Raw genomic sequence first — 14,493 nt, forward strand, 5'->3', positions numbered from 1 at the left:
GGGACCAGTGTCAGCCAACCGCACCCGTGCCGGCGTCCGCCACGATCGCCTCGACCAGGGCCGAGGTCTGCGCGTCGCGCCGCGCGGTCACCGAGAGCACCGCCAGGAACTGTTCCACGAGCCAGTCCCGCAGTTCGTCGACGGGCGGCTGCTTGTCCTCGTCCAGCCAGATGAGCGAGGCCGCCTCGACCGCCGTGATCCACATGCGGACGGTCATCCGCAGCCGGGCTCCGGGCTCGGTGACCCGCAGATGGCTGAGGATGTGCGCGGCGGCGGCCCGCCGGACGCCGTCCACGATGGCGGTCGTACGGGAGGTCTCGACCACGCTGCCGCCCTGGAGCAGCGCGCTGAAGCCGGCGTCGTGCTGGTCGACGAAGGCGAGGTAGCGGTCCAGGGCGTGGGCGAGCCGGTCCAGGAGGGGGCCCTCGTGGGGCTCGTCGAAGCACTGCCGGAGTTCCTCGGCGGCGGACCTGAGGGCGGCCTCGTACAGCTGCTGCTTCCCGCCCGGGAAGTACCGGTAGACCAGGGGCCGCGAGACCCCGGCCGCCTCCGCCACGTCGTCCAGCGACACCTCCTCGGGTGCCCGGTGCGCGAAGAGGGTCAGCGCGGCGTCGAGCAGCTGACTGCGGCGTTCCTCGACGCTCAGGCGGCGGTAGGCGGGAGTGGGCGCGGAGGGGGTCATGCAATGCAGCGTAATCGCAGGCCGCGAAAGCCCACCTCAAGGAGCGCGGGGAACTCCGCGGGCCGGCCCTCACCGGCTCGCGGGCGCCATCAGGCCAGCAGTCCCGACGACCTCCACAGCCGCCGTCCGGCCCCCCGCAGCACACCGATGTCGTCCAGGAAGTCCGTCAGCCGCTTGGCTCCGGTCTGCATGACCTCCCGCCGATGCCCGCTCGCCTTCACCTGGGCCATCGCCTCCCGCCGGTCCAGCCCCACGTTCGTGTACACCTCGGGATTCACGAATGCCACGGAGAAAACGCGGGCGAACTCCCCGGACGTCACCCTGGTGAACTCCTGGGACCAGCGGGGCGCCGTCACCATCTGCCGCCGCAGTTCCTCACGGGCGTACCGCACATGGCGGGCCTCCTCCACGACGTGGATCCGGGTCACGCCCCGGATCAGCGTCTGCACCCGCTCGTCCGGGAAGGTCAGCCGCTGCATCCAGTCGAGGACCTCCTCGCCGAGCAGGGTGGCGGTGAAGGAGCCGGGGGTCGTGGAGATCGTCTTGAACAGCCGCCCGAGGTGCTGGTGGGCCCGGCTCACCGGGTACCAGGGCGTGTCGCCGTGCGAGATCAGCCGGGCGAACATCCTGGAGTGCCGGCACTCGTCCTCGATCTCGGTGAGCGCGTACCGCACGTGCGCGCTCGTGGCCGCCTTGTCGTAGATGTGCCGGACCAGCAGCTGCATCAGGATGATCTCGAACCAGATGCCGAGCGAGGCGAGCGCCGCGGCCTCGTGCTGGGACAGCAGGATCCGCTGGTCCTCGCTCATCCGTTTCCACATCGGCGTGTCGTACAGCGACACCAGCTCCGGCGGCCAGAACCACTTGCCCTCCTCGAAGGGCGCGTCCCAGTCCAGTTCCTTGTCGGGGTCGAAGGAGTGCCTGGCGGAGGAGTCGAGCAGCCGCTGGGCCACCTGTTCCCGGTCCTTGAGCAGGCCGAGCGCGTCGCGCAGGCCGTCGACCGCGTCGGCTTCCGTCAGGGTCGTCATGGCTGATCCACCTCATTGCCCGGGGTCACGTCGTCCGGTCTTATGAGACTGCTTGTCAGCAAGCTCGTCAATCCCTCACGCGCCACTTGTTGACGAGCCGTCCCCCTCGCGGACCGGCGCCCTCGGCCCTGTCGCGCCTACGAGGTCAGCACCGCCGCCATCACCGCCCGGGCGATCGGCGCCGCCACCCCGCCGCCCGTGATGTCCCCCCGGGCCACGGACGCGTCCTCCACCACGACCGCCACCGCGACCTTCGGCTCCAGGTCGTCGTCGCCCTGCGCCCAGGACACGAACCAGGCGTACGGCGTCCCGACGTTGAGCACACCGTGCTGGGCGGTGCCGGTCTTGCCGCCCACGGTGGCGCCGCGGATCGCCGCGTTGCCGCCGGTGCCCTCCGTGACCACCTGGGTCATCAGCTCCTTCAGCCGCACGGCGGTCGCCGGGTGCATCGCCTGCCGTACGGAACGGGCGCCGCCCGCCGAGACCGTCGCGCCGCCCGCCCGGGTCGTCCGCTCCACCAGATACGGCTCCCGCACCTGCCCGCCGTTGGCGACCGCCGCCGAGACCATCGCCATCTGCAACGGCGTGGCCCGCGTGTTGTACTGCCCGATCGACGACAGCGCCAGCTGTGCCCGGTCGACGGAGGTGTCGAACGTGCTCTGTGCCACCGAGAAGGGGATCCGCAGCGCCGTGTCGTTGAAGCCGAAGGCCTGGGCGGTGGCCGCCATGTCGGTCACGCCCACGTCCACGCCGAGCTTCGCGAACACCGTGTTGCACGACCACGTGAAGGCCTCCCGCAGCGACAGGTCCGTACAGCGGTCCGACTCGTTCGTCAGACTGGTCGTCGTCCCGGGCAGCCGGTAGGGAGCCGGTGAGTCGGTGGGCGCGTCCAGGTCCGTGATCACCCCCGCGTCCAGCGCGGCCGCCGCGGTGACCACCTTGAAGGTGGAACCCGGCGGATACGTCTGCCGTACCGCCCGGTTGAGCATCGGCTTGTCCGCGTCGCCGTTGAGCCGGGCCCAGGACCGGGCCACCCCCGCGTCGTTCCCGGACAGCGCCGCCGGGTCGTAGGACGGGCTCGACACCAGCGCCAGGATCCGCCCGCTCGACGGTTCGATCGCCGCGACCGCGCCCTTGCGTCCGCGCAGTCCGTCGTACGCCGCCTTCTGCGCGGCCCGGTCCAGGGTGGTCGCCACGTCGCCGCCCGGGCTTCGGGCGCGCGTGAAGTCGTTCCACAGCGGGAGTGGCGCCAGCATCGGGTCCGTGCCGGACAGGATGCCGTCCTCCGCGTGCTCCAGGAGCGTCGTCCCGTACTCCTGCGAGGCGAAGCCGGTGACCGGCGCGTACAACGGCCCGTCGGTGTACGTCCGTTCGTGGCGCAGCTGCTCCCCGGTGTCCCGGGATCCGGTGACCGGCCTGCCCTCGACCAGGATGTCACCGCGCGGTCCGCTGTAACGGGCGATGTCCGTGCGCCGGTTGGCCGCGTTGCCGGCGTAGGCCCCGGCCTCGAAGACCTGGACGCGGGTGGCGCTGACCAGGAGCGCCACCAGCAGCAGGGCGCAGAAGACGGCGGCGTGCCGGATGTGCCGGGTCACGGCATCACCTGCCCGTCGTCCGTGTCCGGTCCCCGCGCCGCGTCGCTCACCCGGATCAGCAGGGCCACGATCGCCCAGTTGGTGACGACCGACGAGCCGCCCTGGGCGAGGAACGGCATCGCCATGCCGGTCAGCGGGATCAGCCCCGTCACCCCGCCGGCGATCACGAACACCTGGAGCGCCACGATCGAGGCCAGCCCGACGGCGAGCAGCCGGCCGAAGGGGTCCCGCGTGCACAGGCCGGCCCGGTAGCCCCGCTCCACCAGCAGGCCGTACAGCAGGAAGATCGCGGACAGGCCCGCCAGGCCCAGCTCCTCGCCCGCCGTGGCCAGGATGAAGTCCGACTTGGCGGCGAAGCCGATGAGGACGGAGTGGCCGAGACCGAGTCCGGTGCCGAGGATGCCGCCCGCCGCGAAGGCGAACAGGGACTGGGCGAGCTGGTTCGGTCCCTCGCCCGCCTCGATCGACGCGAACGGCTGCTGCCAGGCCTCCACCCTGCTGTGCACGTGCGGTTCCAGCCAGCCGACGGCGACCGCGCCGAACGAGGCCAGCAGCAGACCGACGGCGATCCAGCCGATCCGGCCGGTGGCGACGTACAGCAGGATGACGAACAGGCCGAAGAACAACAGCGAGGTCCCCAGGTCGCGTTCCAGGATCAGCACGCCGACGCTGACCAGCCAGACGGCGACGATCGGGCCGAGGACGCGGCCGGTGGGCAGCTGGACCCGCCGCAACCGCCAGACCTGGCGGCCGGCGTACGCCAGCGCGTCGCGGTTGGCCGCGAGGTACGCGGCGAAGAACACCGCGAGCAGTACCTTCGCGAACTCGCCCGGCTGGATGGAGAATCCGGCGATCCGGATCCAGATGCGGGCACCGTTCACCGCCGGGAAGAAGATCGGCAGCGTGAGCAGGACGAGGGCGGCGGTGACGCAGGTCCGGGAGTGGCGCGTCAGGACGCGGTGGTCGCGCAGCACCAGGACGACCACGGTGAACAGGGTCACGCCGAGGGCGGACCACACGAGTTGGGTGGGCGCCGCCCGGTCGCCGGGTGTCTCCAGGTCGAGCCGGTAGATCAGGACCAGGCCGAGACCGTTGAGCAGCACGCCGATCGGCAGCAGCAGCGGGTCGGCGCAGGGGGCGCGCAGGCGTACCGCGCAGTGCGCGAACAGCGCGAGCACGCCGAGCCCGGCGCCGTAGCCCGCGGCGCCGGGCGGGACGGTGCCGTGCTGGGCGAGACCGACCGCGCAGTAGCCGTACACCGACAGCAGGACGGCGAGGACGATGAGGGCCAGTTCGACGCCACGGCGCCGGGGGAGGTGGACGACGGGCAGGGGCGGGTCCGCTGTCCGTACGGTGGTTCCGGCCTTGGTCATGTCCGGAACTTACCCACATGGCATGAGTTGTCTTCCTTCGTCATCGGCGCCAGCGTGGCGCGGGCCCGACGTTGTCGATGTACCGGGCCGGACCCCAGGCCCAGGTGCCGTCCGCGAGCAGGTACCACAGGGGGTTGCCGTCGACGGTCTGGCCGCCGACCTCGCGGAAGATCTTGACGATCTCGCCGCGGTGCGCGTACCGGATGATCTGTGACCCCCGGTTCGGCGCACTGCGCAACGCGAGGGTGCCCGCGGTGACCACGCCCCTGTACAGGCTCTGGCTCTCGTCGTGGTGGTGACCTCCGCCGTCGCCGCCGAGGGCGTTCCACTCGTCGCTCGCGACGGCGGGGGTGGCGAGAAGGCGGCGGCGAGGGCGGAGGCGGCGACGGCTATGGCGCAGCGGGAACGCAGGGACATGGGGTACCTCAGTGAACAGGGGCGGAAGCTGACTTACCGCCACATTAGGATCGGAACCGGACCCTTGCCCGTCACGCTGGTCCATAGGAGCACCCGGAAGGACGCGAACCACCACCCGTGCCGGACCCCGACCGCCCGACCGCCCGCGGGCACCGGACGATCCACGGCTCCGCGGGCTGTGGTCCGAGGACACCGGGCGATTCACGGCCTCGGGCTCTGGCGCGGGGGCACTGCGGTTCCGAGCCCCATGGCAGAGTCACCACGGCTACGGCTACGGCTACGGCTACGGCACCGCCCGACCGCCCGCGGGCACCGGACGATCCACGGCCCCGTGCCCTGCCGCAGGGTCGCCGCGTCCGCGAGCCCTATGGCAGGGTCACCATCGCCACGGCCCCGCCGTCCGGCGCGTTGCCGAAGGTCACCCGTGCGCCGAGCACCTCCGCCTGGCCGACCGCGATCGTCAGGCCGAGCCCGTGCCCCTTGGCACCGCCCTCCGTACGGAACCGCTGCGGCCCGTGCTCCACGAGGTAGGCCGGATAGCCGTCCCCGTGATCCCGCACGGTGACCACCGGCCCGTCCACCGTCAGCAGCACCGGCCCCCGCCCGTGCCGGTGCGCGTTCGCCACCAGGTTCCCGAGCACCCGCTCCAGCCGCCGCCGGTCCGTCTCCACGGCCACGTCCCGGACGACGACGACCTCCGTGTCCGTTCCCGACGCCCGCACCACCCGCCCGGCCAGCGCACCCAGTGGCTCCGTGTCCAGTTCCAGCCGCTCCCGCCCGGTCTCCAGCCGGGAGATCTCCAGCAGGTCCTCGGTGAGCGTGCGCAGTGCCGCCACCCGGTCCCGGACCAGCTCGGTGGGGCGGCTCGGCGGCAGCAGTTCGGCCGCCGCGTGCAGCCCGGTCAGGGGGGTGCGCAGCTCGTGCGCCACGTCCGCGGTGAACCGCTGCTCGCTCAGCAGCTTGCCCTGCAACGACGCCGCCATGGAGTCCAGCGCGGCGGCGACCGCGGCCACCTCGTCCTGCGGCCGGGTCGGGTCCTTCGTACGGGGGTCGCCGACCCGTGCGTCCAGGTCACCGGCGCTGATCCGCCGGGCCACCTGCGCGGTGGTCTCCAGCCGCCGGGTCACCCGGGTCACCGCGAACGCGCCGACCAGCAGGGTCGCCCCGATCGCCAGCCCCGACGACCAGACGATCGCCCGGTCGAGGCCGTCGATGGTGCGCTCGCCCTGCGCGTAGTCGACCTCCACGGCCAGCGCCCGGCCGCCGTCGACCGGACCCGCCGCCCACATCGTGGGGCGCCCGTGGTGCTCGCCGACCATCGTGCCGCGTTCGCCGGCCGCCGCGAGGTCCCGCAGCGCCTCGGGCAGCTCCGGGGGATCGACGCCGGCGCCGCGCGGCAGCGTGTCCCCGGCCTCGAACGCCGCCGTCTGCTCCGTCAGTCTGGCCAGGGCGAGGTCACGGGCCTGACCGACCGTCTGGTTCGTCACCGACACATGCACCAGGACGCCGAGCAGGGCGGCCAGCGCGCAGCACATCACGGTGATGAACACCGCCGCCTTCGCGCCGAGCGTGCCGGCCCACCGGGGGAGCGTGGGCCGTCTCATCGACCACTCGCCGAGGGGGAGACGGAGGAGGCGGCGGGGACTGTGACGGAGACCGAGGCGGGGACCCGGACGGAGGACGACGGGGAGCGGGACGGGGAGGCCGTCGGATGCTTCGAACCGTCCGACACCTCCGAACCCTCAGACACCTCCGAACCCTCAGACACCTCCGAACCCTCCGGCCCTTTCGAACCCTCCGGCCCTTTCGAACCCTTCTTCCCGCGCGTGCGCAGCAGTTCGTCATGCGTGAGCAGCATGACGCGCTGGTCCGGGTCCCACGTCCACTGGAAGCGGTACTCGTAGCCCGCGATGTCGGACGGCGACCGGATGATGACGGACCGCCCCGCCAGCTCCACCCCCGTCACGGCGTCGTCGTTGGACATGACCTGCACCAGCCGGCCCGAGCGGACCGTGTAGACGCGCACCGCCGTCTGGTTGCCGGGCAGCAGCCGGAACCCGAGCGTCAGGTCGTCCCGGCCGTCGCCCGTGAGATCGCGGTAGTACGGCGTGAGGACGGGACACCGGCCCGTGGCCGCGCCCCGGGCACAGTCGGCCATCCGGCGGACGGTCTCCCGGTAGGTGGCCTTGCCGCCCGTGTACGCGTCCGGATGCTGGGCGATCTCGGCCCGGACCACGGCCACCGGGTCCACGCGGCGGATGTCCTCGCCCGGGACCGCGACACCCCGCATCAGCTCGGACCCGCCGTCGTCGTAGTCCCAGGCCGGACTCGACGCGGGCGCCAGATCCGGCCACAGCCGGTCCGGGCTGATCGCGGTCGGCGTCGGGCCCGCCCCGCGCAGCGCGCCGGTGTCGCCGCAGGCCGCCAGGGTGCCCAGGGCCGCCGACAGCAGGGCGAGGATGGCGGCGGGGCGGAGGCGCGGGGCGGACACGGTGCTCCAGCGGTAGCGGTAGTGGTAGCGGTAGCGGTAGCGGTAGTGGTGGCGGTTCGGGGCGAGTCGGGGCGGGGTCGGCGCGTACCGGGCGGCGGGCGCGTACCGGCGGGCGTGACCAGGGGCCCGGGCAGCGGCCCCGCACACCCTATTCCGCGGGAAGTCCTTTTTGGGCACCCGGGCGACGCGCGGGGGGAAACGATTACTCGGCGAGCTCCTCCAGCAGCCGGGCGGTCTGAAGCCCGGCCTTGAGGTAGTCCACGAACAGCTCGTTGTGCAGCGCCCAGGGCGAACGGCGGGACCGTATCAGCCGGATCGCCTCGTCCGCGGAGCGCCCGTGGCGGATCAGGGCCTGCGCGACGACCAGGCCCGAACGGTTGTAGCCGTGATAGCAGCGGACGAGGACCTTGCGGCCCTCGTCCAGCGCGTCGCACGCGGCCCGCGCGAGCCGGATCACCCCCGCCAGCTGGGTGCCGTCCAGCGGTCCGTCGGGAATCGGCCACACATGGTGCTCGACACCGGGGTCCGGCCCGTGCCCCGGCAGCCGCAGCAGGGTCTGCACGAGATCGAACTCGTCCCGCACGACGGCGAACCCGATCTGTCCGGGCCGGCTGCTGAACTCGTGCCCGCCCATCCACAGGCCGGGCACGATCTCGCTCCAGGGACTGTCCGGAGCGGGTACGTCGGACTGCTTCCTGCTCGTTCGCACCGGCGCCTCCCCGAGCCCGTGCCCGGTCCACCCACGGGCCGACAGAACCTACCCGGGTCAACACCTCCTCAAAGGTACCCGGCTTCTTGCGACGGGAGCACCCCGCCTGTTCCCATGGTCAGGGGGTGATGTGCATGAGCGGACTGCGCGTCGTACCGACCTGGCGACACGGTCAGGAACGGCTCTACGTCTGCCTCACGGACGGCAGGAACATCGCCTGGTACGACCGTGAGGCAGCCCGGGTCAACCTGCTCAGCGAGGACCGCAGACAGGACGTGCTCGACGTCCTCGGCCCCTTCCTGACCGGGCCGGTGGCCGTGGGCCCGCCCCCGGTCCCGACCCCCTCCGAGCTGGCCAGGCTGTCCCTGCACCCGGACGACGACCTGGCGCCCAACCGCCCCGGCGAGGCGCTCCAGATCGCCCTGGACCGGGACCCGGGCCCCGCCCACCGGCTGCGCCCCGACCCGCGCCGCCGGGCCCTCGCCGCCGAGCAGGCGGTGGGGGAGGCCCTGGACCGCCTCGACGGAGCGGGCTGGCACGCCCTGCACTCCGTTCCGCTGCCCGGCGGCGACCGCGTGCACCACCTGGTGATCGGCCCGGGCGGCCTGTTCGCCGTCCACACGCTGTACGCCCGCAGGCAGCGGGTCACGGTCGCCGACCCGATGGTCACGCTGGGCCGCCGGGCACCACTCCCGCTGCTGCGCCGCGTCCGGGCCGACGCCGACCGCGCCTCCTACGCCCTGACGGCCGAGGTCCACCCGGTCCTGGCCCTCGTCGGCCCCGCGGACGTGACGGTCGCCGCGCCCCCGCGAGCGGTCCGGGTCCTGACGGACACGGAGGTGGACGGTCTGGCCCGTACCGGCGGCGTGCTCAAGCCGGCCGACGTGGAGGCCCTGCACGCTATGGCGCGCGACCGGCGGACGTGGACACGGGTGTGAGTCGCCGGACGCGCGTCACCGGACCGGCTGGACGAAGTGGTCCAGTGCCAAGTGGCCGATACCGCGGCCGACGCGGCTGTCGCCCGTGGCGCCGGTGCCGAAGCGGATGCCGGCCCTCCCCCGGTTGTCGATGACGTCCTGGTGGCGGTCGGCCGCGTTCGCGCAGGTGCGTTCTTGCAGGTGCAGGGCGGCAGGGTGGTCGCGTCGTCCACACGGCTCATCTCGTCCACGCGGCTCATCTCGTCCACGCGGCTCATCTCGTCCACGCGGTTCCTCGCGTCGTCCACGCCGTTCTTCCTGCCGTGGGGAACGGGCTGCTCACGGCAGCTGTCCCGCCCGGTCCGGGTCGAGCAACGGCGCCAGCAGATCGCCGTGGTCCTGTACGCGGGGCGCGAGGTCAGGTGCCAGGAAGGCCAGCCGCGCGGGTGCCCCGCAGTCCTCGACCTCCGTCCAGGTCACCGGCGCCGACACCAGGGGCTCGGCACGTGCCCGAAGGGTGTAGGGCGTGGCCGTGGTCTTGCGGGCGGCGTTCTGGCTCCAGTCGACGAACACCTTGCCGGGCCGCAGGCTCCGTGTCATCCGGTGGACGACCAGCCGCGGCATGGCCCGCTCCGCCTCCACGGCCAGCTGCCTGGCGTACTCGGACACCTGGTCGGACGACGCTCCCCGGACCGCCGCCAGCAGGTGCAGCCCCTTGGACCCGGCGGTCTTCGGGTATGCCTCGATCCCGTCCGCCGCCAGCCGCTCCCGCAGCCACAGGGCGACCTCGCAGCACTCGACGATCGTCGCGGGCGCCCCGGGGTCGAGGTCGAGGACCAGCCGGTCGGCCTCGCCGGGCGAGCCGATCAGCCACTGGTGGGTGTGGAACTCGGTGACCAGGTTCGCCGCCCACATCAGGCTCGCCAGGTCCTGCACCAGCACCATCCGGGCCGGCCCCTCCGACCGGGGCACCTCGGCGGTGGTGACCCAGTCGGGCGTACCCGGCGGCACGTTCTTGGCGAAGAACACCTGGCCCTGGGGTCCGTCGGGATAGCGCAGGAAGGACACCGGCCGGTCCCGCAGATGGGGCAGCAGGACCTCGGCGGTGGTGGCGTAGTAGTGCAGCAGCTCGGCCTTGGTGAAGCCGGTCGCGGGATACAGCACCTTCTCCAGGTTGCTGAGCGCGAGCCTTCGCCCCTCCACCTCTGTGATCGGCGTCATACGATGAGAATCCCAATATTTTGGCGAAAATAGTTATAACTCACCCAAAAATGATCGAAAGGGTGCTGCACGTGCGATCCATCTGGAACGGCGCCATCTCGTTCGGCCTGGTCAGCATCCCGATCAAGCTGGTCAACGCGACCGAGAGCCACTCGATCTCCTTCCGCCAGATCCACACGGAGGACGGCGGCCGCATCCGCTACCGCAAGGTGTGCGAACTGGAGGACCGCGAGGTCACCCAGTCCGAGATCGGCAAGGGCTACGAGGACGCGGACGGCACGATCATCCCGATCACCGACGACGACCTGGCCCACCTGCCGCTGCCGACCGCCAAGACGATCGAGATCGTGGCCTTCGTGCCGGCCGACCGGATCGACCCGCTCCAGATGGACGCCGCGTACTACCTCGGGGCGGGCGGTGTCCCGGCCGCCAAGCCGTACACCCTGCTGCGCGAGGCCCTCAAGCGCAGCCAGAAGGTCGCCATCGCCAAGTACGCGCTGCGCGGCCGGGAGCGCCTCGGCATGCTGCGGGTGGTGGGCGACGCCATCGCCCTGCACGGACTGCTGTGGCCGGACGAGGTGCGCGCCCCCGAAGGCCTCGCCCCGGACACGAACGTCACCGTCAACGACAAGGAACTCGACCTCGCGGACGCCCTCATGGACACCCTCGGCGAGATCGACCTGGAGGACCTGCACGACGAGTACCGGGAGGCGCTGGAGGAGGTCGTCGCCGCGAAGGCGGCCGGCGAGGTACCGCCCGAGGCGCCCGAACCGGCCAAGGGCGGCAAGGTCCTGGACCTGATGGCGGCCCTGGAGAAGAGCGTGCGGGCGGCGAAGGAGTCCCGGGGCGAGGGGACGGCCGACAAGGCCGCGGGGGAGTCGGCGGACGAGTCCGCGAAGGAGTCCGCTGAGGTCAGACGCCTGCCGGCCCGGAAGTCGGCGCGGACGACGCCCAAGCAGGAGGGCGGCAAGAAGTCGACGGCGTCCGGGGCGAAGAAGACCGCCGCCAAGAAGACCACGGCGTCCGCGTCCACGAAGAAGTCGACGGTCAAGCCGACCGCGCGATCGACCGCCAAGTCACCGGCCAAGTCGACGAAATCGGCCCAGGGCACGAAGAAGACGGCGGCGAAGAAGACCCCCGCGAAGAAGACCGCGGCCCGCAAACGGACCGCGTGACCTGCGCACCGCGTCGGCCTCAGGACCGCGGACGCAGGTCCCGGCAGCCTGGCGTGCGCTGCCGACCCGTCAGCCGAGCGTCTTGGCGGACTCGATGACGACGGGCTGGGTGGGCACGTCCTGCATGCCGCGGACGGTTCCGGTGCGAACCTGCTTGATCCGGTCCACGACGTCCTGGCCCTCGGTGACGCGGCCGAAGACGGTGTAACCCCAGCCGCTCGGGTTCTTCGCCGTGTAGTTGAGGAACTCGTTGTCCGACACGTTGATGAAGAACTGGGCGGTCGCCGAGTGCGGATCGCTGGTGCGCGCCATCGCCACGGTGTACGCGGTGTTCTTCAGCCCGTTGTCGGCCTCGTTCGGCACCGGCGCGAGGGTGGGCTTCTGCGCCATCTCCGCGGTGAAGCCACCGCCCTGCACCATGAAGCCGTCGATCACCCGGTGGAAGATGGTGCCGTCGTAGTGCCCGTTCCCGACGTACGTCAGGAAGTTCTCGACGGTCTTGGGGGCTTCGGCGTCGTCGAGTTCGAGGACGATGCGGCCGAAGTTCGTGGTCAGCTCGACCCTGGACATGGAGTACGTCCCTTTCTGGTGGGGCTTTGGCCGCAGCATCTTGTCACACGGCCACTTCCGGGGCGTGCCGCCGTGCGTCGTCGCCATCCGGTTCGGCGCGCGGCCCGCCATCCGGTTCGGCGCCCGGCCGCCATCCGGTTCGGTGCGCCGCCGCCGTACCCTCTGCCACTCGCCGTACGGCCCCACCACTCGCCTTACTCCATGCCACTCGCCGTACCGTCCCACCACTCGCCGAACCGCCATTCCGCCCGCCGCGGCGCTGCCCCCGCCCGTCAAGCGGGCGGCATGCGGAGGCGGTACGCGGAGCCTCACCAGGGCACGGGTTCACCGTCCCGGAAGAACCCGCCCGTCGGACCGGAGTCGGGGAGCGTCGCCGCCCACACGATCCCCGCGGCGCCCTCGCCGACCGGGCGGCCACCCGGGCCGCCCATCTCGGTGGCCACCCAGCCCGGGCAGACCGCGTTCACGAGGACGCCGTCGGGGCGCAGTTCCGCCGCCAGCATCCTGGTCAGGGCGTTGAGCGCGGCCTTGGACGCCGCGTAGGCGGGCGTGCCCCCGCCCATGGACGCCAACGACCCGGACTCGCTGGAGACGTTGACGATCCGGCCGTGACCGCTCGCGCGCAGCAGCGGCAGCAGCGCCTGCGTGAGCCGCCACGGGCCGTACAGGTTGGTCTCCGCCGCCTCGCGCACCACGTCCAGGTCGGCGGTCACGGCCCGTTGCCAGGTGTCGTACAGGATGGCGGCGTTGTTGACCAGGACGTCCAGCCGCCCGTGCCGCTCACCGACCTCCCGCGCCACCCGGGCGACGTCCTCGGCGGAGGTCACGTCCAGCACCGACGCCCACGTTCCGGGACCGACCTCCTCGGCGGCCGCGCGGGCCGCGTCCCCGGAGCGCGCCGTGACGATCACGGTGTGCCCCCGCGCGGCGAGTTGCCGGCACACCTCCTTGCCGAGGCCCCGGTTCGCCCCGGTGACCAGCGCGACGCCCGCTCCGTTCACGTGCCCTCCTTCCGCCCGGCCGCCGTGGCCCGGCTCGTACCGTCAGGCCGCCGTCAGACCGCCCGAGCAGGCGGCGCCGGGCTCGGGGGTCTGCGCACCCTGCACGTACTTGGTGAGGAACTGCTGGACCCGGGGGTCGGACGCGCTGCCGACGGTGAGCTGACGCCCCCACGCGGACAGCATGATCGCCCCGCTCTGGTCCTTCTCCGGACTCATCAGCGTGTACGGCGTCCTGGACACCTTGTCCGCCAGCTCCTCGACGTCGGCATCGGCCGCCCTGTCGTTGTACGTGATCCAGACCGCCCCGTGTTCGAGGGAATGGACGGCGTTCTCGCGCGCGACGGCCTCGGTGTACACGGTGCCGTCGCAGGTCATCCACGCCTGGTGGTGATCGCCGCCGACGGGCGGGGTCATCGGGTACGAGACGGCGCCGGTCACATGGTCGCGCCCGAGCTTCTCGGCGTCCCAGGTCTTCTCGCCCCGCACCGGCTTCTTCGCCGCGGCGGCCCGCTGTTCCGCCTTCTCGTCGGCGCTGTTCAGGGCGTATCCGCCCCAGCCGACGAGCCCGACGACGATGGCCGTGCAGACGCCGACGGTGAGGATCCGGCCGCGCCGCTCACGGGCTCTGTCCGCCCGGCGCATCTCCTCTATCCGGGCCTTCCGGGCCGCGGAGGCCGCCTTCTTGCTGTTCTTGCTCATGGGTACGTCCTTGTCCCCGCCGCGCGGAGTCGCGGCGCGGCGGTGCGTGAGTGCGGGGGATGAGGGAGGTGGAGGGTGAGGGGGCCGGCTGACGGCGACCGCCGGCGCGGACCCCCGGACCTCCCCTAAGTCCGCTGCACCTGGAGGACGTGGAGATCGGGAGCGCCCCGCGGGGCCGGATACCCGGCCGGACGGAACCGGCCCTCCACAGCGGGCCGGCGCGGCAGCCGGGGCAGCAGCGCCGACAGCGCCTGGACGGTGGCGGGGAGGGTCGTGCGTACGGGATGCAGGGCTGCCTGCTCGGCACGGGCACCGCACGGGGCGCTGGAGGGGCAGTCGTGCGCGGGCGCGGCAGTGGGTGCCGCGAGCGCGGCGGGGGATGCGGCGGATACGGCGGGGTGACTGCTTGCGCGGTGGCCCGCGAGGGCCGCACTCGGGGCTTGGACCTGCCGCTGCACCTGCCCCTGAACCTGGGCCGAGTCGCTGTCGGTCCGGCCCGTGTGCCCCGCGCACACCGTCAGCGAGCCGAGCAGTACGCCCAGGGCAGCCCACAGCACCGCGAGGTTCGTCCCCCGCGCCCCGCGCTGCTGTGTCCGCCCGTTCATCACCGAGATG

15 protein-coding genes are annotated in these 14,493 nt (G+C 72.5%); 2 read left to right on the top strand and 13 right to left on the bottom strand.

Going from position 1 to position 14,493, the window contains the following annotated elements; translation table 11 throughout:
- Positions 1-10 precede the first annotated feature (10 nt).
- From QQS16_RS27670 to QQS16_RS27705, 8 genes are all read right to left on the bottom strand, one after another.
- A complete protein-coding gene (locus QQS16_RS27670) occupies positions 11-682 on the bottom strand; it encodes a TetR/AcrR family transcriptional regulator (RefSeq protein WP_286064737.1) in 672 nt (223 codons plus the stop codon).
- 89 nt (positions 683-771) lie between these two features.
- Positions 772-1,710: an AurF N-oxygenase family protein gene (locus QQS16_RS27675; RefSeq protein ID WP_286064738.1), complete on the bottom strand. Its 939-nt coding sequence runs from the start codon at positions 1,708-1,710 to the stop codon at positions 772-774.
- A gap of 137 nt (positions 1,711-1,847) precedes the next feature.
- Positions 1,848-3,305, bottom strand: coding sequence for a penicillin-binding transpeptidase domain-containing protein (locus QQS16_RS27680; RefSeq protein WP_286064739.1), 1,458 nt, complete (start codon positions 3,303-3,305; stop codon positions 1,848-1,850).
- On the bottom strand, positions 3,302-4,678 hold the full coding sequence (locus QQS16_RS27685; RefSeq protein ID WP_286064740.1) for an FtsW/RodA/SpoVE family cell cycle protein: 1,377 nt from the start codon (positions 4,676-4,678) through the stop codon (positions 3,302-3,304). The genes QQS16_RS27680 and QQS16_RS27685 overlap by 4 nt, the downstream gene beginning before the upstream one ends.
- A gap of 40 nt (positions 4,679-4,718) precedes the next feature.
- Positions 4,719-5,138, bottom strand: coding sequence for an SH3 domain-containing protein (locus tag QQS16_RS27690; RefSeq protein ID WP_353479692.1), 420 nt, complete (start codon positions 5,136-5,138; stop codon positions 4,719-4,721).
- A gap of 322 nt (positions 5,139-5,460) precedes the next feature.
- Positions 5,461-6,699 carry an ATP-binding protein gene (locus QQS16_RS27695; RefSeq protein ID WP_286064741.1) on the bottom strand — a complete coding sequence of 413 codons (1,239 nt, stop codon included), beginning with the start codon at positions 6,697-6,699 and terminating at the stop codon, positions 5,461-5,463.
- On the bottom strand, positions 6,696-7,586 hold the full coding sequence (locus QQS16_RS27700; protein WP_502963927.1) for a hypothetical protein: 891 nt from the start codon (positions 7,584-7,586) through the stop codon (positions 6,696-6,698). The genes QQS16_RS27695 and QQS16_RS27700 overlap by 4 nt, the downstream gene beginning before the upstream one ends.
- A 202-nt stretch (positions 7,587-7,788) precedes the next feature.
- Entirely contained in the window at positions 7,789-8,295 is a 507-nt protein-coding gene (locus tag QQS16_RS27705) for a protein-tyrosine phosphatase family protein (RefSeq protein ID WP_286064742.1), read from the bottom strand.
- A 134-nt stretch (positions 8,296-8,429) separates the two neighbouring features.
- Between QQS16_RS27705 and QQS16_RS27710 the strand changes: the two genes are divergently transcribed.
- Positions 8,430-9,233: a nuclease-related domain-containing protein gene (locus tag QQS16_RS27710; RefSeq protein WP_286064743.1), complete on the top strand. Its 804-nt coding sequence runs from the start codon at positions 8,430-8,432 to the stop codon at positions 9,231-9,233.
- Positions 9,234-9,551: 318 nt separating this feature from the next.
- Here the strand turns inward: QQS16_RS27710 and ligD are convergent, their stop codons facing one another.
- Positions 9,552-10,433 (bottom strand): non-homologous end-joining DNA ligase, encoded by an 882-nt coding sequence (ligD, locus tag QQS16_RS27715; protein WP_286064744.1) that lies wholly within the window; start codon positions 10,431-10,433, stop codon positions 9,552-9,554.
- A gap of 71 nt (positions 10,434-10,504) precedes the next feature.
- Between ligD and ku the strand changes: the two genes are divergently transcribed.
- Complete coding sequence (ku, locus tag QQS16_RS27720) at positions 10,505-11,608, top strand: non-homologous end joining protein Ku (RefSeq protein ID WP_502963849.1); 1,104 nt, start codon at positions 10,505-10,507, stop codon at positions 11,606-11,608.
- 69 nt (positions 11,609-11,677) lie between these two features.
- Here the strand turns inward: ku and QQS16_RS27725 are convergent, their stop codons facing one another.
- From QQS16_RS27725 to QQS16_RS27740, 4 genes are all read right to left on the bottom strand, one after another.
- Positions 11,678-12,178, bottom strand: coding sequence for a peptidylprolyl isomerase (locus QQS16_RS27725; protein WP_286064746.1), 501 nt, complete (start codon positions 12,176-12,178; stop codon positions 11,678-11,680).
- Between the two features lie 308 nt (positions 12,179-12,486).
- Entirely contained in the window at positions 12,487-13,179 is a 693-nt protein-coding gene (locus QQS16_RS27730; protein ID WP_286064747.1) for an SDR family oxidoreductase, read from the bottom strand.
- Positions 13,180-13,221: 42 nt separating this feature from the next.
- A complete protein-coding gene (locus QQS16_RS27735) occupies positions 13,222-13,878 on the bottom strand; it encodes a thioredoxin-like domain-containing protein (RefSeq protein ID WP_286064748.1) in 657 nt (218 codons plus the stop codon).
- Between the two features lie 125 nt (positions 13,879-14,003).
- A complete protein-coding gene (locus tag QQS16_RS27740) occupies positions 14,004-14,483 on the bottom strand; it encodes a hypothetical protein (protein ID WP_286064749.1) in 480 nt (159 codons plus the stop codon).
- Positions 14,484-14,493: the final 10 nt, after the last annotated feature.

It is taken from the genome of Streptomyces sp. ALI-76-A (genome assembly GCF_030287445.1).
GTDB lineage: Bacteria > Actinomycetota > Actinomycetes > Streptomycetales > Streptomycetaceae > Streptomyces.